Annotated in this window: 18 protein-coding genes and 3 pseudogenes; 2 read left to right on the forward strand and 19 right to left on the reverse strand. The window is 35.9% G+C overall.

Annotated elements, in window-relative coordinates; all coding sequences use genetic code 11:
* Positions 1-457, forward strand: a 457-nt coding sequence (locus tag STRPS_RS00160) for an IS3 family transposase (protein ID WP_037598823.1), incomplete at its 5' end; no start/stop codon positions are given.
* 25 nt (positions 458-482) lie between these two features.
* On the opposite strand, the pseudogene STRPS_RS00165 reads toward STRPS_RS00160, so the two are convergent.
* From STRPS_RS00165 to STRPS_RS00200, 8 genes and pseudogenes are all read right to left on the reverse strand, one after another.
* A pseudogene (locus STRPS_RS00165) lies at positions 483-1,562 on the reverse strand (NAD(P)/FAD-dependent oxidoreductase); the annotation flags it as partial.
* 20 nt (positions 1,563-1,582) lie between these two features.
* Positions 1,583-1,813 (reverse strand): annotated as a pseudogene (locus tag STRPS_RS00170) (arsenic resistance protein); the annotation flags it as partial.
* 36 nt (positions 1,814-1,849) lie between these two features.
* Entirely contained in the window at positions 1,850-3,592 is a 1,743-nt protein-coding gene (gene arsA, locus STRPS_RS00175) for an arsenite efflux transporter ATPase subunit ArsA (protein ID WP_000781150.1), read from the reverse strand.
* Positions 3,593-3,627: 35 nt separating this feature from the next.
* Positions 3,628-3,975, reverse strand: a complete 348-nt coding sequence (gene arsR, locus STRPS_RS00180; RefSeq protein ID WP_000384355.1) for an As(III)-sensing metalloregulatory transcriptional repressor ArsR — start codon at positions 3,973-3,975, stop codon at positions 3,628-3,630.
* A 133-nt stretch (positions 3,976-4,108) separates the two neighbouring features.
* The gene (gene arsD, locus STRPS_RS00185; RefSeq protein WP_000049327.1) at positions 4,109-4,480 is read right to left on the reverse strand and encodes an arsenite efflux transporter metallochaperone ArsD; all 372 of its coding nucleotides are present in this window, start codon (positions 4,478-4,480) and stop codon (positions 4,109-4,111) included.
* A 1-nt stretch (position 4,481) separates the two neighbouring features.
* Positions 4,482-4,775 (reverse strand): ArsR/SmtB family transcription factor, encoded by a 294-nt coding sequence (locus STRPS_RS00190; protein ID WP_000385048.1) that lies wholly within the window; start codon positions 4,773-4,775, stop codon positions 4,482-4,484.
* A gap of 59 nt (positions 4,776-4,834) precedes the next feature.
* The gene (locus STRPS_RS00195) at positions 4,835-4,939 is read right to left on the reverse strand and encodes an ArsR family transcriptional regulator (protein WP_017648109.1); all 105 of its coding nucleotides are present in this window, start codon (positions 4,937-4,939) and stop codon (positions 4,835-4,837) included.
* A 208-nt stretch (positions 4,940-5,147) separates the two neighbouring features.
* Entirely contained in the window at positions 5,148-5,825 is a 678-nt protein-coding gene (locus STRPS_RS00200; protein WP_001067797.1) for an IS6-like element IS1216 family transposase, read from the reverse strand.
* Between STRPS_RS00200 and STRPS_RS10780 the strand changes: the two genes are divergently transcribed.
* Entirely contained in the window at positions 5,824-6,105 is a 282-nt protein-coding gene (locus tag STRPS_RS10780; RefSeq protein WP_032514102.1) for a DUF5960 family protein, read from the forward strand. The genes STRPS_RS00200 and STRPS_RS10780 overlap by 2 nt on opposite strands.
* 8 nt (positions 6,106-6,113) lie before the next feature.
* On the opposite strand, the gene STRPS_RS00205 is transcribed toward STRPS_RS10780, so the two are convergent.
* The 11 genes and pseudogenes from STRPS_RS00205 to STRPS_RS00255 all read right to left on the reverse strand — a co-directional run bounded on the left by STRPS_RS00205 (position 6,114) and on the right by STRPS_RS00255 (position 19,245).
* Positions 6,114-6,410 carry a hypothetical protein gene (locus tag STRPS_RS00205; RefSeq protein WP_000667758.1) on the reverse strand — a complete coding sequence of 99 codons (297 nt, stop codon included), beginning with the start codon at positions 6,408-6,410 and terminating at the stop codon, positions 6,114-6,116.
* Between the two features lie 49 nt (positions 6,411-6,459).
* Positions 6,460-6,849, reverse strand: coding sequence for a DUF5945 family protein (locus STRPS_RS00210; protein ID WP_000048070.1), 390 nt, complete (start codon positions 6,847-6,849; stop codon positions 6,460-6,462).
* Positions 6,846-7,073: a DUF5965 family protein gene (locus tag STRPS_RS00215; RefSeq protein WP_001272968.1), complete on the reverse strand. Its 228-nt coding sequence runs from the start codon at positions 7,071-7,073 to the stop codon at positions 6,846-6,848. Before STRPS_RS00215 ends, STRPS_RS00210 begins: the two co-directional genes overlap by 4 nt.
* Before the next feature lie 53 nt (positions 7,074-7,126).
* Positions 7,127-8,203: a toprim domain-containing protein gene (locus STRPS_RS00220; RefSeq protein ID WP_000196869.1), complete on the reverse strand. Its 1,077-nt coding sequence runs from the start codon at positions 8,201-8,203 to the stop codon at positions 7,127-7,129.
* A gap of 39 nt (positions 8,204-8,242) precedes the next feature.
* Positions 8,243-8,881 carry a hypothetical protein gene (locus STRPS_RS00225; protein WP_000933071.1) on the reverse strand — a complete coding sequence of 213 codons (639 nt, stop codon included), beginning with the start codon at positions 8,879-8,881 and terminating at the stop codon, positions 8,243-8,245.
* Positions 8,882-8,976: 95 nt separating this feature from the next.
* Positions 8,977-9,267: a DUF5966 family protein gene (locus tag STRPS_RS00230; protein WP_000893087.1), complete on the reverse strand. Its 291-nt coding sequence runs from the start codon at positions 9,265-9,267 to the stop codon at positions 8,977-8,979.
* A gap of 13 nt (positions 9,268-9,280) precedes the next feature.
* Positions 9,281-9,580: a DUF5962 family protein gene (locus STRPS_RS00235; protein ID WP_000079455.1), complete on the reverse strand. Its 300-nt coding sequence runs from the start codon at positions 9,578-9,580 to the stop codon at positions 9,281-9,283.
* A 70-nt stretch (positions 9,581-9,650) separates the two neighbouring features.
* Positions 9,651-14,342, reverse strand: a pseudogene (locus tag STRPS_RS00240) (SNF2-related protein); the annotation flags it as partial.
* Between the two features lie 76 nt (positions 14,343-14,418).
* The gene (locus STRPS_RS00245) at positions 14,419-15,912 is read right to left on the reverse strand and encodes a recombinase family protein (RefSeq protein WP_007891081.1); all 1,494 of its coding nucleotides are present in this window, start codon (positions 15,910-15,912) and stop codon (positions 14,419-14,421) included.
* A complete protein-coding gene (locus STRPS_RS00250; protein ID WP_007891000.1) occupies positions 15,905-17,575 on the reverse strand; it encodes a recombinase family protein in 1,671 nt (556 codons plus the stop codon). Before STRPS_RS00250 ends, STRPS_RS00245 begins: the two co-directional genes overlap by 8 nt.
* A complete protein-coding gene (locus STRPS_RS00255) occupies positions 17,575-19,245 on the reverse strand; it encodes a recombinase family protein (RefSeq protein ID WP_007891058.1) in 1,671 nt (556 codons plus the stop codon). The genes STRPS_RS00250 and STRPS_RS00255 overlap by 1 nt, the downstream gene beginning before the upstream one ends.
* Positions 19,246-19,305: the final 60 nt, after the last annotated feature.

Raw genomic sequence — 19,305 nt, forward strand, 5'->3', positions numbered from 1 at the left:
TTCAATTCCTGCTAGTGATCAAAAATTGTATCTATCACCAGTTCTTGATGGCTTTAACAGTGAGATTATTGCATATCATTTATCTACCTCGCCAAACTTACAACAACTTAAAACGATGCTTTCCGAGGCTTTTCCTGAACAAACTTATCAGGGCACTATTTTACATAGTGACCAAGGATGGCAATATCAACACACTTACTACCATCATTTTCTTGAGGAGCATGGAATGAGACCGTCCATGTCGCGTAAAGGAAATAGCTTAGATAACGGCATGATGGAATCTTTTTTTGGAACATTGAAGACAGAAATGTTTTATGGGTTTGAGAAGGAATTTACTTCCCTCGAAACATTAAAAACAGCTATTTCAGAATATATCAACTACTACAACACTAAACGAATCAAACTTACATTAAAAGGACTAAGTCCTGTGCAATACAGAACTCAATCCTTAACTTAAAATATAATGTCCAACTTTTGGGGGTCACTTCAGTCTCTAATCCTTCTAATTTAGCTTCTTTTTCTGTTAAACCAGTATATGCAACCGCTAAATCAAAAACTCGAACAATACCAGTTCCTAAAATACCACGATGTTCCAGTGTTCCTCCTGTGATGATATCACCAGCAATTCTACCCATCTTATTAGCAGTTGATCCAAGTGGACGATATATTGGTTTATCTGTAATGACAGAATAGCTCTCAGAAACATCTCCTACCGCATAAATATGTGGTACCGTTGTCTGCATTTTCTTATTCACTTTAATCGCACCAGATTTTCCCAATTGAATAGTTGTCGATTGAATAAGTGAAGTATTCGGAGTAACACCAGCTGCAAGAATGACTAAATCCGATTTGATTGTTTGCTCTTGATTGGTTGCTAATTCAGTAATATAGCCATCCTTCTCTATTACTTTTGTGATTGTTGTATTCAGTTGGAGCTTAACATGATTCTTTTCAAGCTCCTTTTGGACACGATAAGCCATATCAGCATCCATTTGTTTCATGACTTGATTGCCACGTTGAATAATAGTTACCTCTATTCCTTTATGGACCAATTGCTCTGCCATTTCTAATCCAATAAAGCCTGCACCAATAATAGTAGCTTGTTGTGGCTTTTCTTTTTCAATAAATGAGTGAATGGCAGCAGCATCTTGAATAGTACGAACATGAAAAAGATTTCTATTAGCTTGCTGTGCTTTAAAAATCTCTGGCACAATCGGTTTGGCTCCTGTTGCTAAAACCAATTCATCATAGGATTCGGTTTTCTTCTCCTTTGTTTGAAGATTCTCAACCTCAAGCGTTTGAGTTTCAGGATGAATAGCTGTCACTCGATGCTCTGTAAAAATATCTACATTATAACGCTTTTTAAACCATGCAGCATTTCTAGGGGTCAACTTATCTAACTCTTCAACTTCATCTCCTATATAATAAGGAATCCCGCAAATTGAATAGGAAATATCCTTGTCTTGGTCGTAGACAACAATCTCTGCTTCCTCTGTATTTCGTCTAGCCTTTGCAGCCACACTTGTCCCAGCTGCTACTGAACCAATAATCACAATTTTCATAAAGATGCCTCATTCCTTTTTTAAGTTTGCTTAAAATATTTTTGCTTAAATTTCAATGCTACATTTACTAAACCAATCAAAACCGGAACTTCCACTAGTGGACCAATTACTGCTGCAAAGGCTTCCCCTGAATTAATACCAAATACGCCAACTGCTACCGCAATTGCTAATTCAAAATTATTGCTCGCTGCGGTAAACGATAATGAAGCTGCAATTGGATAACTGGTTCCCATACGTTTAGAAATATAGAAAAATTTCTATCTATCAATAAAAAAAATAAAATGCTTCTAATTCAATATATTGTGTAGTGCTTCTCCAGAGATTTCTTCTGCATGCCATTCTACAACCCCATAATGATTATTAGATAATTCTGCTACTTTATCAATCCATGTATTTTCATTTTGTGCTCGGACTAGTAACATTGGATTTGTTGTACCACTTGTTAACATACTGTTATTCACGACCCACCATGTATGAGCAATGCCTGCTCGATCCAAGTCTTCCTGTAGTCGCATAGATTCATAAACAGGTGTTGTTTCAGGTAAAGTGACCATGACCACTTCGGTTTCTTTTCCATCTTGCAAACGAGGTAAGAGACGTTTCACTGATTCTGGTACTTCACCAGATGTCCGCTCTACTTCTTTATGGTAGCTTTGGGTAGAATCAAGTAATAGTAATGTATGTCCTGTTGGTGCGGTATCAATAACTACCACATCACAATCGGCATCATCCACAATCTCTGCAAAAGCTCTGAATACAGCGATTTCTTGTGTACAAGGCGAACGTAAATCTTCTTCTACATAAGCAACATCATCTGGTGACATCGTTTCACGAGCCTTGCTTAATACTTCTTCTGTATAATCTGCTAATTCCTTGTCCTCATCGATATGACTCACCTTGATTTGATCGGATTCAGAAATCACAAATTGTAAATGAGCAGCTGGATCGGTTGTAGCCAAATGAACTTTCTTGCCTTTATCTGCTAAACCAGTGGCAATTGCCGCAGCAATAGTCGTTTTCCCAACGCCACCTTTACCCATTGTAAAAATCACTTTTTTATCAGATTGATGCAACTCATTCACGATGTCTTTCAATCTAGGAAATGCTCTTGGTGTGACTATTTCAGTTAAAAATTCACCTTGATTGGATTTCAACAATTGGCGTAGATTTTCAACACCAGTCACATTGTAAGAACGTAAAGGAATACTGTACTCAGGAAAAGCTTTCAAACTATCTGGCATTTGTGCCAACGCTTCTTGTTGTCCATCATAAATCAATTGAGATACTCTATCTGTTGCTTCCTCTAAGACGCCATTCACTAATAAAACTTGATTTTCAATGCCTATCTCTTGTAATTCTTTAGAAGCTCGATCTGCTTCTAAAAGTGGTGCCTTTTGTGGTCTAGTTACAAGCATTAAAGTTGTTTTTGCTCCATCAGCTAATGTAGCTACAGCATGCTCATAAATTTCCTTTTTATCACCTAAACCAGATAATTGACCTAAGCATGAAGCTCCTGTTGTATTTTCATCCATAAAATTACTCCATGCAGACGGTAACTGTAACATCCTTAACGTGTGACCTGTTGGTGCGGTATCAAAAATAATATAATCATACTTTTTCTCTGCTTCTGGATCAGTTAAAAAACCAGAAAATTCATTGAAGGCAGCAATCTCTACTGTACAAGAACCAGATAATTGTTCCTCCATATTCGCTAAAGCAGAATCAGGTAGTTTCCCTCTAAATGGTCCTACAACACTTTCTTTATAGTCATCAGCTGCTGTTACAGGATCAAAATTTGCTACAGTTAATCCCGGAACTTCTGGAATTTCTTTCCCTTTATTTGTTAATTCTGTTTGAAAAACATCTTGTAAATTACTTGCTGGATCGGTACTGACTAACATAACTTTTTTCCCACTATCTGCTAAATAAGTAGCAGTGCCACAAGCAGTCGTTGTTTTACCAACACCTCCCTTTCCTGTAAAAAATAGATACTTTGTTAATGGTAGCTGATCTGGTTGGTACAATTTCATGTTTGGTTTCCTCCTTTAAATTTAACATCATCATTCTAAGCAGTTGTTACTCTCCATTTAACCTCACAAGAACATGCAGCATTATCAATCGTATGACAAATACAGTCATCTGTGTTTTGAATGATTGTTTGAATGACACCAGATAATACTTTCATATTCTCCGCATTCAATGAATAATTGTGCCATGTCCCTGATTTTCTGGCTTGAACAATCCCTGCATTCATTAACACTTTCATGTGATGGGAAAGCGTTGGTTGTGTAAATTCAAAATGCTCTAATAAATCACATGCACAACGCTCACCACAAGAGAGCATATCCACAATTTGAACCCTTTTTGGGTCTCCTAATGCTTTAAAAACTTTTGCTGTTAATTCATAATCCATCTTTCATCCCTCCATACATAGAAGTTCTTCTATATATAGTATAGATGTTCATCCATCTATTGTCAATAGATTCTGTCTCACTTAATAAAAAAGCCTATGAGAATCTCTTCTCATAAGCTTTAGTTTCTTAGTTTTAGCAACATCCAGATGATGGAGAGCAGCAACTATTTGATTGTTCTTCTTTCTTATCCTCTGAGAAATTAACACCAGTATAGACACTAAACTCCTCATTTGACGGATAACCAGCCATTTTCACAATTTCACCATCTAATAAAACAACTGGTAGTATGTCGGCTCCTTTAGACTGTAACAACTCCCCAATTTTTTCATTTTCAACGAATGCCGCAGGGTTACCTGTTAAATTAAAACGCTCTACTTCTACACCATCGGCTTTTTCCAATGTTTGAATAATAGAGGAAACTCGAAGCAATTCTGTATCTACTCCGGGACCACAAACTCCTGTGTCACAACACATTGCTGGTTCGTACAACGATACTTTACTCATTTTACATAACTCCTTCTTTTTGTTTTGTATTCAATATCTGATGTATTAATTCTTGAAATTCTTCAATGTTCTCTGTTACCAGAGAATAATATTGCCATTTGCCTTCTTTACGTGCGGTTACTACTCCCGCCTCAATTAAAACCTTCATATGATGTGATAGTGTCGGCTGAGTAAAATCAAAATTATCCAAAATATCACATGCACACTTTTCACCAGTTGAAATCATATCTAATATTTGAAGTCTATTAGGCTCTGCAATTGCCTTCATAATTTTTGATAATCCTAAATAATCCATATTCTCACCTCCACATAGAAATTCATCTATATTTAATATAGAACTTTATCTATATTTTGTCAATGAGTAAAATCAAAATTATCCAAAATATCACATGCACACTTTTCACCAGTTGAAATCATATCTAATATTTGAAGTCTATTAGGCTCTGCAATTGCCTTCATAATTTTTGATAATCCTAAATAATCTATATTCTCACCTCCACATAGAAATTCATCTATATTTAATATAGAACTTTATCTATATTTTGTCAATGAGTAAAATATGAGTTATATCCTATCGTAAATTATAAAATACCTCTTAAAGCATCTCCTGAAAGGTTCAGTTGCAAAGTTTTAAATAAAGAATAAAATCCCTTACGGTATCTATGATTTAAGCTGGGATTCCCAATAATACCTTGATTTCAGTACAGACCGAAAACTCGAAGAGAGTGCCTTCTTTCCGGGTTTTCTTATATAATCCTCGAATGGCTTCCATGCCTTTAATCGTGGTAGAGGCAGTGCGTAAACTTCGATAGAATTTATTGCGTCTCTTTACTGGACGATGGTCTTGTTCAATCAAATTATTCAGGTATTTAATGGTACGATGTTCTGTCCCTTGATAAAAGCCGTATTCTTTTAGTTTCTTAAAGGCACTTGTAATAGAGGGGGCTTTATCTGTGACTACAACCTTCGGTTCATCAAACTGCTTCACTAACCGCTTAAGAAAAGCATAGGCTGCTTGTGTGTCCCGTTTTTTACGTAACCAAATATCCAAGGTTAAACCATCTGCATCGATGGCTCGATACAAATAATGCCATTTTCCTTTAATTTTGATGTACGTTTCATCCATTTTCCATGAATAAAAGGATTTTTTATTTTTTTTCCAAATTTGATAGAGTAGTTTGCCATATTCTTGCACCCAACGATAAATCGTCGTATGAGAAACGTTAATGCCACGATCATATAAGATTTCTTGAACTTCACGATAGCTAAGGTTATAACGAAGATAGTAGCCCACGGCTACAATAATCACATCCTGCTGAAATTTCTTTCCTTTAAAAGGATTCATCGTCATTCCTCCTGCTATCTTTTTCTATTATTCTACCTTATTTGGTAGTAGATTTAAAACTTTGCAACAGAACCCTCCACTTACTTTCTTAACAGATGATATTATGCTTGCCATGGCAAAATCTCAAAAGCCCTATTTTAAGCTAAATAAGGAAAATTCGAAAGACCATCGTGACCATTATTTTATGTTCAATGTAGAACCTTCACGAGATAATAATCTAGTTAGACTATATTGTTACGATTCAACGATGACACATATTTCAAAAAACAGGCCAAAATAATTGGTCTGTTATTTGTTATTATTGCTCTCTCGCCTACCTTGTCTAAATCTCTCAATGTTTTTTTTCAACTGCTCAGTATTCAGTTTATTTTTCGCTTCTTGAATTGTCTTATCAAGATTATGTTCCTCTGTGTTTGTAATGTTTCGAGACACTTCTACGTTCTTGCTAGGCTTGAAACTTGGATCAAAAACCACATCTAGGAGTTGCTCTACTTTGGTTTGTTCAGTATCTGACATCTCTGATAGTCTATGAATCAGTCGTTTAAATTGATCCTGGTTCTGATTTTTCTTTTTAAAGAATTTCATTTTCTTCTCCTTAAATCGTAAAAAGGTAGCCCGCATAGGACTACCTGACTTATAAATCATCAATGGCTACTGAAATAGCCTGTAACTTTTTATTTTGGATTTTCTTTTCATCAATCAATTGATGAAGTTCTTCAATTTGCTTCTGACAGGCGGAAATATCCTTGTTGTTTTGTGCAATGGTATCAGCCAAGTGTTGTTTATAGTCACTTGTGATATTTACCTTCTTCGGCTGACTTTGTTTAATGGTTGATGCGAGCGTTTGTACATCTTTAGATTCTGACTCCTTTTGTTGCTGTTCAAAAGCAGCCACATAATCTACTTCTTCAATTGGTTTTTCATCCTGTTTATGGAAGAGTGCTGCGATTTTAGCTCGTTCTTCATGGGACGATGTTGATTTCACATCGTCTAGTGGCTGATCAAAATTCCATGTTTTACTCATTCTATATCCTCATTTCTGTAATTTAGGTGTAGTGTGGTTTCTTTACCAAAGGCTTGCTCTAGTGCTTCATGAAATGACAACTGACTAGATTGTTGCCGTTTAATAAAGGTGCTATACATTGCAGTTTGTAGTTGGTCACGATAGTGTTCCAATTTCTCAGTCTCACGTGAGACTTTTTCTTCTTGTCTAGCTACTTTTTCAGCCAGACGTTCAATCGCACTCATAGGGTGTCCTCCTTGTCACTTTCTAGATTATGATAGTGGACTTGATTTTGTTATCACAATTCCATAGCACGCTCTCGTTTTGGTGGAGGATGATTCTTAATGGCTTGTATATGGGCTGACTGAATAAGATTGCTTAAGGATATTTCTTTCTGTTGTTTCACAATATCATTCCAATCTGACTTTGTTTCAAGTCCCTGCAATGGTGGTAAATCTTTGGTGATTGGAAGTCCTTTATCTGACAGTTTCTGAAAAAATTCTCTTCCTGCTTCATCGTTATCAACAGCCATTGTTATGACGTTTGAATGAGTTTGAAAAAAGGTTGTCGTCTCTTGTATTGCCTGAAGATAATGGCTAAGTCTGCTTGGTTTTACTGTATCTAGAAATACCAATTTCCCCTGTTCCTCTGCTGCTAGACGCAAGGTCTGATAAGCAATCACAGAAAGTTTTAAGCCTTCCATTGAAATCAGGCGAACATCGGATAATTGCTTTTGGTGAAGCTGATAATAACTCATCATATCGATAACGGATTCACAAAAAATGAGTCGCTTGGGATTCCCAATATCGAAACTAATACCGACATGGCCATGAGATCCATTCATGATTTTCTTCAAATAACCACGTTTGTGTTTTTCTTCATTTTTGACGAGACCCTGAAAGCTTGCGGCCTGTAATCTACCATTATGGTCATAGCTTTTAAACACTAAAACTGACTCCGCTTGATAAGTAGCTTGAGCAAGCAATCCTTGTCTGCCAAAGGAATTGATAGTCTGATTACTTAGTCCACGGATGTCTTTCAAGTAAGTACGTGCTTGCTGAAAGGGTTCTTCACGCAAATAATAGTAAAACGGTTGATAAGTTTCTTCTATCACCTTAGCTTGTTCAAAATCTCCAGTTTCAAGATAAGACACAGCCTCTTTGAAAGTAACACCTGCTACTAATTGAACAAAGTCTATCACATCCCCTTGTATATCTCTTGAAAACCATTTGAAAGTATTGGTATCGGCAAAAATCCGAAAGGAATCATGGTCTGGGTGTTCAAAAATTTGTCCTGATAAACGTCTGAAGGAATAACCCAGACTTTCAGCCACATCTAAAATGGCCTTTTGTTTTACTGCTTTAATTCGTGTCATCTTGTCTCCCTATCAAAAAAAGCAGAAGACTGTCTCCTGCTAGTTATTCTCGCTTGTTGTAGTTCCTTGGATCGTTGGTATGCTGGAATTGGCTCCATCTGTTGCTTCTTTCATGTCTTCCAGTTTTCCATTCCAGATGGTTACTTGATTTACCAAGAGCTTGTCGGAAACTTTGGAGTAGGATAAGATAACCGTCTTGGTTTCTGTCTGAGTGGTTCGCTGTTGTTGCTCACTCAAATCAGAAACATAGCTCACTTGATATGAAACTTCCGCAAGTGCAACATTGCTTTCTGTATTGACATAGATACTGGCTGATTCTAATCGGTAGTCAAGCATATAATCTTTATAAACTTGATTGATCGCTTTATTCTGATTTGCTTCCTCTTCCGAAAATGCCGAGTCTGTCATGTAAGGCTTGATACGAGCGTTATTTTCACCCAGCTGAACCTTGGTGAAATATTGAGTGAGAAATTCATTGACAAGCTCATCTGATAAAACAGTTGCTTTTTCTTCCTGCTTTTCCTTTGTCACAAGTTTATTTGCTTCTGCTCGTATTTGGTTCTCTGTTTGTTTTGAAACGGATTGTGAGCCAATCGTGTAGCCAATCATGACCATAAAACTGACTGCGATTAAACCTCCAACTCCAATCAGAAATCGAGCTTTCACTTTGTTTAACATGGCTTACTCCTTTATTAGTGATAGCCACATCATAACAAGATTAACTTGGAGATTTTATCACAAGAAAAAGGACTACCATTTGGTAATCCTCCATGTTAAACTATTCTATTTTTCCACCACTTCATAATAATGCTAAAAACTAGAAATAGATTTAAAGCTATAAAAAATCCAGTAAAACTCCAAATACCATTGGTGGCTAAATCTTCTGTATAGAGACCTCTCTCTGTGAAAAAGAGGTAAATTCCATAGATTTCAATAAAGACTAATCCACTGATGAGTCCTATAAGAAACAAAGCACCTGAAACTTTCACAATCTGATAAAGGACAAGCAACATTAGTCCTATTGCTACGATAATCAGGAGGCTTTGTAGAATTTGTTCCAACATCCTACACCTCTTTCTAGGGCAACTGCTTACGGTAGTAGCTAGCCTGTTCCTGGTCAAGTTCATCAAGTTGGGCAACCAAGTCAAGGTATTCCGCTTTCATTACCTCATCTAAGCTTGGAAAATCACTCTCACGACTTGTGATGATGAGTTCCAGCTGTCCAGTGATTTCACGCTTTGAATAGCTATAATCAAGTGTTTCATCTTCATACTGTTCCTTTAAAGTTTGGTAGTTTGCCCTATCTTCTGGGCTTGTAAAGCCTTGTGTCAACCATTCTTCAAGTTGATAACGCATTTCATCTAGTGTTTGGGCCATGATCTATTCTCCTTTTGTGATTTCTTGACTTCATTTTACCGCGTTCAAAAATATTTGTCAGCCTTTTTTCTTATATCTCGAGTGCTATTTGTTGCTTCATTTGGGGTGTTGTATCTTCACTAAACTTGGCCAAAGCTGCATCTATCTCCTCAATTTCTGCTTCTTTTTCAACCAAGGGAGCTAAAACATCATACTTAGCCTTTACAAGTTGATAATCTTCTTCCTTTGGAAAGACTTTTTCAACTTCTACTTTGGCTACTCGTAGCTTATCTTTTAAATCCTTTACCAGCCCTTCTGTCTTTTCTTGGTCATCTATTATATGGTCAATGGCATTACTAATCCGTTGAATGGTTCCCACGTCTGATTTCAAATCAAGAGCGACTGTATATTGGTTATCACCTACAATCGTTAAAGAGACGGTCTCTTGTAAGGGCTCACTAAGACCTCGTGTAGTCATTTTTAAGTCAAATCCTCTAAAGCTTGCAAGTGTTCTGACTTCCTTGGTCTCTGAGCGGTTATAGGTAATGAGTTTTCGCAGATAGTCCCCTGCTTCTGCACGATTATCCATTTTCTGATTATCAAATCTCATGACAAAATCTTGCGACTTTGTTGCCAAAGATTGGGCAATATCTTTATCATATTGACTCAACCGTTTTTCCATAATAGGGAGGTGCTTCTCGCTATAGGAAATGGTATGGCGATACTCGTCTTTGGAGCGATTAAAGGCTCGTTTTTGATTCTCTAAAACTGTCAGTTCATTTTCCAACTCCATTTTGAGTTTGAGATAAGGGTTCCCAGTTGCCAATGCCTTAAAGTCTGAGGCGGTCATGGTTTGTTCATCAATGTCTTCAGCTGATCTCACAGGATCTTTTGAGGTCATTATCTGGGTGATATACTTTAGCTTATTCTCCTGCGTCTGCCAGAGGTAATTGTCAAAGCTCCCTTTAGTAATATAGTGATAAATATCTACCTCCTGGTGCATGTTTCCTTGTCGAATTAGTCGTCCATTTCGCTGGACAATGTCTGAGGGCCTCCAGGGAACGTCTAAATGGTGGACAGCTTTCATGCGAGATTGGACGTTTAATCCTGTTCCCCCTTTTTCCGTAGAAGCCATGAGAATCCGTACTTCTCCACTATTGACCTTGCGTGACAGAGAGTTTTTCTTCTCATCAGTATTGGCATCATGGACAAAGGCAATTTCTTCTTTTGGTATCCCTCGATCGACAAACAAGTCCTTAAGTTCATTGTAGACATCAAACCCTTCTTCCTTACTTTTAGGGGTTCCAATATCTGAGAAAATCATCTGAGTGGCTTTGTCTCCAGCTCCATCACGGTAAATCCGCTCGACATTATCGACTACTTGAAGGATTTTCTGATTATCCGATAAGGAGTAAGTAGGGTCAATCAACCGCATATCAATAGCTAGTTTTCTGGCTTCTCCTGTGATTTTAAGCATGTTATCTCTACTTGGATCAACACTACCTGACTTGATAGCGTCTGAACGCTTTACCAGCTCTTCCAAATAGTATTTCTGAGCTTGCGTTAACTCGCTTTCCACCGCAATAATCTTAGCTTCCGGTACTGGTAAATCAAGCATGTCTGAGGTCTGAATATCGGCAGTTTCCTTGTAGATTCGCATGAGTTCAGGAAGGTTGACAAATTTCTTGAACCGTTTCTTGGGTTGGTACTTATCTCCTGTCGGGGCTAGTTCCATGGAGTTTTCGATATTCCCAAAAGCCCCAACCCAGGAGTCAAAATTTGATACCAGGTATCGTTCCAAGACATCAGGTTGAATGTAATCCATCATGGTGAAAAGTTCACTAATAGAGTTAGAAACTGGTGTTCCTGTCGCAAAAACGACATTTCTATCTCCATGCTCTGCCTGTACTTGTCTCACCTTCATCTCCATATCCACGTTCTTTTTAGAAGTTGTGTTGGTGATTCCAGCTACATTCCCAAGTCCAGTGATTGGACGGATATTCTTGAAGTGATGAGCCTCATCCACAAAAAGAAAATCAATTCCAAGGTTTTCAAACTCAATAAAGGTATCTCGCTCTAGTTTTTGGAGTTCTTCCAACTGGTGTTCTAATCCCTTAATCGAACGTTCCGCTTCTTTCACCGTGTAATCACTGTCACTTCCTAGCTTGATTTCTCGGAGTTGCTCAAGTTTGTCATTGATATAGGTGACCTGTTTTTCACGACTCATCGGTATCTTCTCAAATTGTGAATCCCCAATGACAATGGCATCATAGTCCCCTGTAATAATACGGGACACAAACTGCTTGCGTTTGGCTTTGGCAAAGTCTTTCTTAGTAGTCACATAGACTTTCTTGGTAGGGAAAAATTTCATGATTTCTTGACCAAACTGAGCAGTCAGACTAGACGGCACCACATAAAGTGGTTTATGTACCATTCCGAGTTCTTTCAGTTTGAATCCTGCCCCAAGCATGGTAAGTGTTTTACCTGAACCAACTTCATGAGCTAGTAGAGCACGTTTTTCCTCGACAATTCGTTGAATGGCATTCTTTTGGTGAGGACGTAAGGAGATATTCTGAGCAAGTCCATCAATGGTTAAATGACTACCATCATAGGACTTTGATACCGTACGATTGTAGAGCCTATTATAGGTGTCTTCAATCATTTGTTGGACTTCTGGATACTTTGCTACAAAACCTTGAAAGAGTTCTTGTAGGTGTGTTTCCTTGGCACGCAGGACCGTTGTTTTCTCTACATCCGTCACATTCTTTTTCTTATCCCCTTCGACAACTTGTTTTGTGATGGTTGGTTGATTGGAATTCAGGAGATTTTCAAAGATTTTTCGACCACTATCATAGCGTGAAGCAGGGACACCTAAACTCCTATCCGTTGCGTTGGAATAGGTGTAGGCAAACTTAGATTGGTAAGTGATAACCCCGTCAATGGGACTGACTTCTAGGACTGTCGCTACTTCTTGGTCTGACAGTTCATAGGCTTTCCCCATAAAGGTTTCTTGGGCAAATTTTCCATAAACAGCCAGAGGAATCCAGCGTGAACCGATTCGATAATCAATGTCTGCCAAAGTAATACGGGCTGGTTTGATAGCTTCTAGAAGTCCCGCATAATGTGACCAGTTAAAGTCCTGATTGTCTTGTTTGACGAATAGATCTACCACTTCTAACTTAGTGACGACATCCCCTGAAAGAAAGTCTTGGCGAGAAACATAGGTCAATTCTCCATTCAAATACTTCTCAGGATCAGGCATAATGAGGTCGCCTAACTCCTCAATCAAGGTCATCTGCGATTCAACCTGATAGATAGACATCATATAAGCGAAATCAACACCTCGTCCGTCAGCCAAGCTCGAATTTAAGGCATCAAGGGCAGTATGCACCTTTTTAACCTCTTTTTCAGGACGCACTAGAGCCTTCTCAAAGGCAAGGGATTTAGTATAGATAACAGACTTTCCACTTGGATCCAGACTTTCATCTTCCAAACTAGCAAGAAGCGAATACTTATCATCACTATCAAAAAGATTGCGGTTCACAGCACTATTCAAATACCCATAGTGTTTGACAAAGCTATCATAGGTACGATTGAGTTTGCCTAACAAGTGGTTAAAGGTCTCCTTATCATAGTCATAATAGCGTTGAATGGCAATAACTTCTTGGTAGGCATTGCGAATATCGACCATTCCTTTGATACGTGCCACTTCTTTATAAGACAATGGAGCTTCATAGAAAACTGTCTTTTTATAATACCCCTTAAACTGACCACGTTTGGCTGCATCATCGGTCACATAGACATCCAGAGCAGTGTTATCAGTCACTTCTAAGGCATTAAAGCGATCAATCTGCTTTTGAGAATGTTTGGTGTCCCATGCTTTGAAGTTGCCCTCTTCATCGACATAGTAACTGATTTCTTCCGTCTTGGTTCCGACTCGAATGCCTTTGTTATCTCGATAGTAAACTGTAGACCCCTGATAACCAAAACTGTACTGACCTAGATTTTCCCTCATTTCAGCTGGAATGGAGGTATCATTGACTTGTTTGGTCAACACATCTGGGTTAATGATGACCTCATTTCTATCAATCTCTCTTGGGGCCTTAACGTGATTTAGAGCTGTTTCAACACTTGCAATCAAGTCATCACTAGTCCCCTTAACAGAAAGTGTTCCTCCGTTAAAATTCCTGACCTCGTAGGTTCCTAGCACCTGGCTATTGTATTCTCCATCAAAATAAGGATTGAGCCAAATGCGACTATCCTTGTCATAGCGAATGGAACCTGAAAAGGCTAAATCGTCTGCCACATATCCCTTGTCTAAGTGTTTCTGGAAGAATAACATATCCGTTGTGACACTCGTTCCTGCAATGGCCTTAAAGGCAGAGTCAGGCAGTCGAACCCCACCAAGAAATTCAGTTGTCTCACGAATATCTTGTAAGATGTTTTCTGTTCGCTTATCCATAGTTCCTGTGGAAGAGATAATCGCTACTTGTCCACCATCATGAAGCAAATCAAGTGACTTTTTGACAAAGTAGTCATGAATCATGTAAGGCCTATCGTACCTATTATCCGCAATTCGTATATTGGCAAAGGGCACATTTGAAATCACCAAATCAAAACTATTGTCGTTAAAAGCCACCGTCTCAAATCCCTTAATTTCAATATGACTATTAGGATGAAGGTGTTTGGCAATAGCTCCTGTAATAGTATCTAACTCTACGCCATACAACTCACTCTTTTCTCTTAAGTGTTTTGGCATAGCCGCAAAGAAATTCCCTGTTCCCTCTCATGTCAAGCTTATGACAAAAAAGAGGTTATTGTTATGTAATTTAAAAGAGAGTGATTGCTCACTCCCTTTGCTACTTCCATATTATGTTCAACACTTCGTTTCCTTCACAGAATACTGAGTCTATATATTTCTCCATCAATTCTCTGGTAAGTTTAGTGTTGTCTATTACTTCTTTTTCTTCTTTTGCTTTTTGTATTTTTTCTTTTATTGCTTGTATTTCTTCATCTATCGAATTTTTAGAGTCAATGAATTTTTGTCTATTCATCTTGCCCAATTTATACTTTTCAAAACTTTGCATTTTTTTAGCTTCAAGATCTTCGATAGATTTTTCCATAGGTTTAACTTTTACTTTTTCATCCTTGATTGGATCTTCTAAACCGTATTTTTCTTTTATTGCTTCAAATACTTGATCTTCAAGGCTTCCTGCTCTTGAGTTCTTATGTTTTACATTATTACACTTACATATCCTACAAGTAAAATATGTGTGAACTCTTATGCTTCCATCTTGTCGTTTTCTTTTTGATTGAACACATCCTAAAATGTGATTGCAAGTTGGACATTTTGCAAAACCTTGTAGCGGAGATTTCTTTCTCCATTCATAATCGGTATTTTTACCTTTCATAAACAGATTCTTCTCTTTTATCTTTTGAACTTTTTCAAAGTCTTCTCTAGAAATAATAGCTTCATGATTATTTTCAACTCTTCCCCATTCTTCTTTTGGTTTGAATTTAAAAGAAGATGGATTTAATACTGACTTATCTTGCATATTGAAAGTGTAAGTTCCAGTATAATTTTCATTTGCTAATACATCTATTACATTGCCATTAGTCCAAGTTGGTCTAGGTTTTTTTGCAGTTCTAATTATTGAATACTCAAAATCAAGATTTGTTAATTCACTCTTTCTTTTTGATGGTGTCGGAATTTTTTCCTCATTTAATATCTTAGCTATATTTCTTGAAGATATACCATCAAGTGCAAGTTTGAATATCTTCTTTACTATCCAAGCAGTTTCTTCATCAACTATGATTTTATGTCTATCATTAGGATCTTTCATATATCCCAATGGTGGACTCCAAGCTAAAAACTTTCCTTGTTTTTTAAGTGTGGTCATAGATGACTTTACCTTTTCAGAAATATCTTTTGTGTAGAAATCATATAATAGTCCTTTGAATTGAATATCTAAATCTGTTCCATTTCCTTTTTCTTTGTCACTATCATAGCCATCATTTATGGCGATAAATCTAACTCCTAGAAATGGAAATATATTTTCAAGATAATCTCCAAGTGTTATATAATCTCTCATAAATCTGGACAAGTCTTTTACAATTATCGTCTGGATATTATTTTTCTTTACATCTTCAAGCATTCTTTGAAAGGCTGGTCTATTTTCATTTGTTCCAGAATATCCGTCATCGACATATTCTTCTCTTGTGAAGTTCTTAAATTCTTCATTCTTGTCTAGATAATCGTTTAGATATGCTCTTTGGTTTATGATACTTTCACTCTCATCAGTCTTTATCATATCTTCAACAGATAATCTAATATAAAGAGCAATCTTACTCATCGTCTGTTCCTCCTACCAAATTATCTATATTGAATTTAAAGACTATTTCAAATTCGTGTTTATCATAAACTATTATTTTTTCAATTAAGCTATGGATTAAATCACCAGGTAGCTTTTCCAAATTCTTTGAAGCATATAAATCATTTATCCATTTTGTTGATTTTAATCTTTCTTTTTTAAGCTTTGAGATATTAACTTCAATTGCTGAAATTTCGTTATCAAATGTAGACATATGACTTTGAGCAATCTCTCTCCTTAATAGATACTCATCTCTATCAATCTTACCTAAACTGTATTCTTCATAGGCTCTTTGAATGATATTTTCTTCATTTAGATTTTTTCTTTTAAGATTTTCAATGTCTTTCTTAAAAGTATCTATTGATTTATTAAATCTAGCTTTAATTCGGTTAACAAATTTTGTCTTGCTAGTTGTCTTCATAATAAACTCAGAAATCTTATCACTAATAGCCTGATCCAAATCTCTTTCCATAATGAATACTGATTTTTCGGGTTTTATACTTCCACTAAATCTCTCATTCTGAAATGAATAGTAAAGTCTATCTCTATTCTTACCATAGATACGAGTTCTTCTATTAAGTTCTTTGCCAGTATTATTATTGATTACAAGACCTTTAAATCTGTTCTCATAGTCCCTATTTTCAAAATTGTGCATTGGCGAACTGAAAACATGATTTTTCTTTCTTTCTTGTCTTTCTCGTAAGATTCTTTCGTGAGCTTCCTTAGAAATGATTGCTTCATGTGCATTCTCACAAATTATATACTGACTTTCATCTACAAAATGTTGTTTAATTCCTTTTGCAAGATTTTGTTGTTTAACTCCTTGTACTAAAGTCCCCGTATAAGCTGGGTTTGTAAGCATTTTAGAAATTGTCCCTTTATTCCATTCAGGATCATCATCTTGTCGGTAAACTCTCCCAGTTTTATAGTAAATCATTCCAGGAGCATACCCTTTTTCATTAAAATGCTTTGCTACTTCATATTGGCTTTTGCCTTGAAGAGTTAAATCAAACATCTCTTCTACAATAAATCTAACATTTTCATCAATTACAAGCTTTTGACCTTCTTTTGTTTTTTTAATCTTGTACCCATAAGGAGGAACAGAACCAATAAAGTATCCGTTTCTTGCTCTATTGTGTTTTGAGGTCTTTATCTTAACTGAAATATCCTTAGCATACATATCGTTGATAATATTTTTAAGAGTAACCTCAAAAGATTTCTTTGAATCTGTTTCTTTGACTGTGTCCAATTTATCATTAACTGAAATAAATCTAACACCTAAAAATGGAAAAACTTTATCAATCAATCTTCCCATTTCGAGATATTCTCTTCCAAGTCTTGATAAATCTCTGATAATAATACAATTGATTCTTCTATCTCTAATATCTTGCATCATATTCTGAAATGATGGTCTTTCAAAGTTTGTACCACTATATTCATAGTCAGTGTAAACTTCTAAAACATCTATATTTTCTTTTAATGCATATTCTTTACAAGACAAGATTTGAGTTTCAATTGAGTATGATTTTTCTCTCCACTCTTCTGTTCTTTCGTTAGATAGCCTTGTATAAATTCCGGCCTTAAAAACTTTTCTTTCTGTCTTTTCGCTTTTCTTTTCAATATATCTTTTGGAAGTTCTTGCCATTATAAAACACCTCCAGCTAATTGCATTGGAGTCTTATTTTCAAGAGCATTTCCAAATACCTTATTTATTGAAATCAAATTCTTCTTTACTTCGGACTTACTTTCACTTTCTTCTTTTATAAGGGTCTTCAGTAAGTTAACTGTTTCCAAATTATTAAAGACAAAATTAATCTCATTATTTTCTCCGATTTCAATTCTATCTATAAATGATACAATTGTTAGTCTATTTAGACTGCTTAAATCAGTGGGAACAATTTCGGAAACCAAACTGTCCTTGTTTTTCATCTTTTCTTGCAAGTTGGCAAGTATATTTTTTTTTGTAGCAATTTGTTTCTCTATTTCCCTGATTTTAATAAGATAATTTTTTCTAAATCTTTCAAACTCTTCAGAAGTTATAAGTTCATCTTCTAAGTCCATATATAAAGATTGTCTAAGTCTTTCGTACTTTCTCTTTTCTGAGTTTAAGCTTTCAAAGTCAATATTAAATGTAACTTTTGATACATCTAACTTATTAACTTGACTTAGTAATTCATTGTATTTTTTTAAATAATCTTTAAGTGCAAAAAGAGTCATATCAAGTAGATAGTCTTCTTTTATACTATGTCTTGTGCAATCTCCTTTGTTATTATAGTGAGAACAAATATAAAAAATATTATATCCATTCTTGGACTTAACCTTTCTTCTAACCATTGAAGATCCACAATCTTTGCAATAAAGCATTCCTGATAAAATATGTGGTATATCTGCTGATTGTTTTACATCTCGGAGCATCATCTTATTAGCCAAAGCATAAATGCTTTTTGAAATAATAGGCTTATGAGAGTCGTTTATTACAATCCAATCTTCTTCATTTACTTCTACTTCTCTCTTAGACTTGTAATTTAGTTTTCTAGTTTTCCCTTGTTCAAGCACTCCTATATAGACCTTGTTTGTAATAATCCTATTGACCATTTTTGCGTCCCATTTAGAGTCTTTAACAATAAAACCAGTAGTATGATTATCACCAGAATTTTCTTTATGCTTAGATGGTGTTACACAACCTATGCTATTTAAAAAATCTGCAATAGCCTTAGACGAATAACCGTCTATCTTCATATTGAAGATTCTTTCAATTATATGTGAAACTTCTGTATCAACGACTAACTTATGTTTGTTTTTGATATCCTTCTTATAACCAAAAGGAGCAAATGCACCAATAAATTCACCATTTTTTCTTTTAATTTCTTTTGAAGATTTAACCTTCATAGAAATATCCCTACAATAAGAATCATTAATAAAGTTTCTTATAGGAAGAATTAGGTGTGTATCGCTTACATCTGCATTTTCACTGTCATAGTTATCGTTTACGGATATAAATCTTATACCTTTTTCTGGGAATATCTTTTGTAGATATTTACCTGATTCGATATAATCCCTCCCAAAACGGGATAAGTCCTTCACAATAATTGTCTTGAACTTCTTTTCTTCAAGATCTTGAATCATCTTCTTAAATTTTGGTCTGTCAAAATTAGATCCTGAAAAACCATCGTCTACATATTCAGCAACAACTTTAAAATCATTGTCCCTTGCATATGACTTGATAATCTGTCTTTGATTTGAAATAGAATTACTTTCTGTGCTATCTCCATCCTCTCTCGATAAACGAAGATACATACAAGCAAATTTTTCCATCACAAAACCTCCTTAATTTGTATTTGGGCAAATAGTCATTAAGGAGTTCTTCTACCACTT

The organism is Streptococcus pseudoporcinus LQ 940-04 (assembly GCF_000188035.1).
Classification (GTDB): domain Bacteria; phylum Bacillota; class Bacilli; order Lactobacillales; family Streptococcaceae; genus Streptococcus; species Streptococcus pseudoporcinus.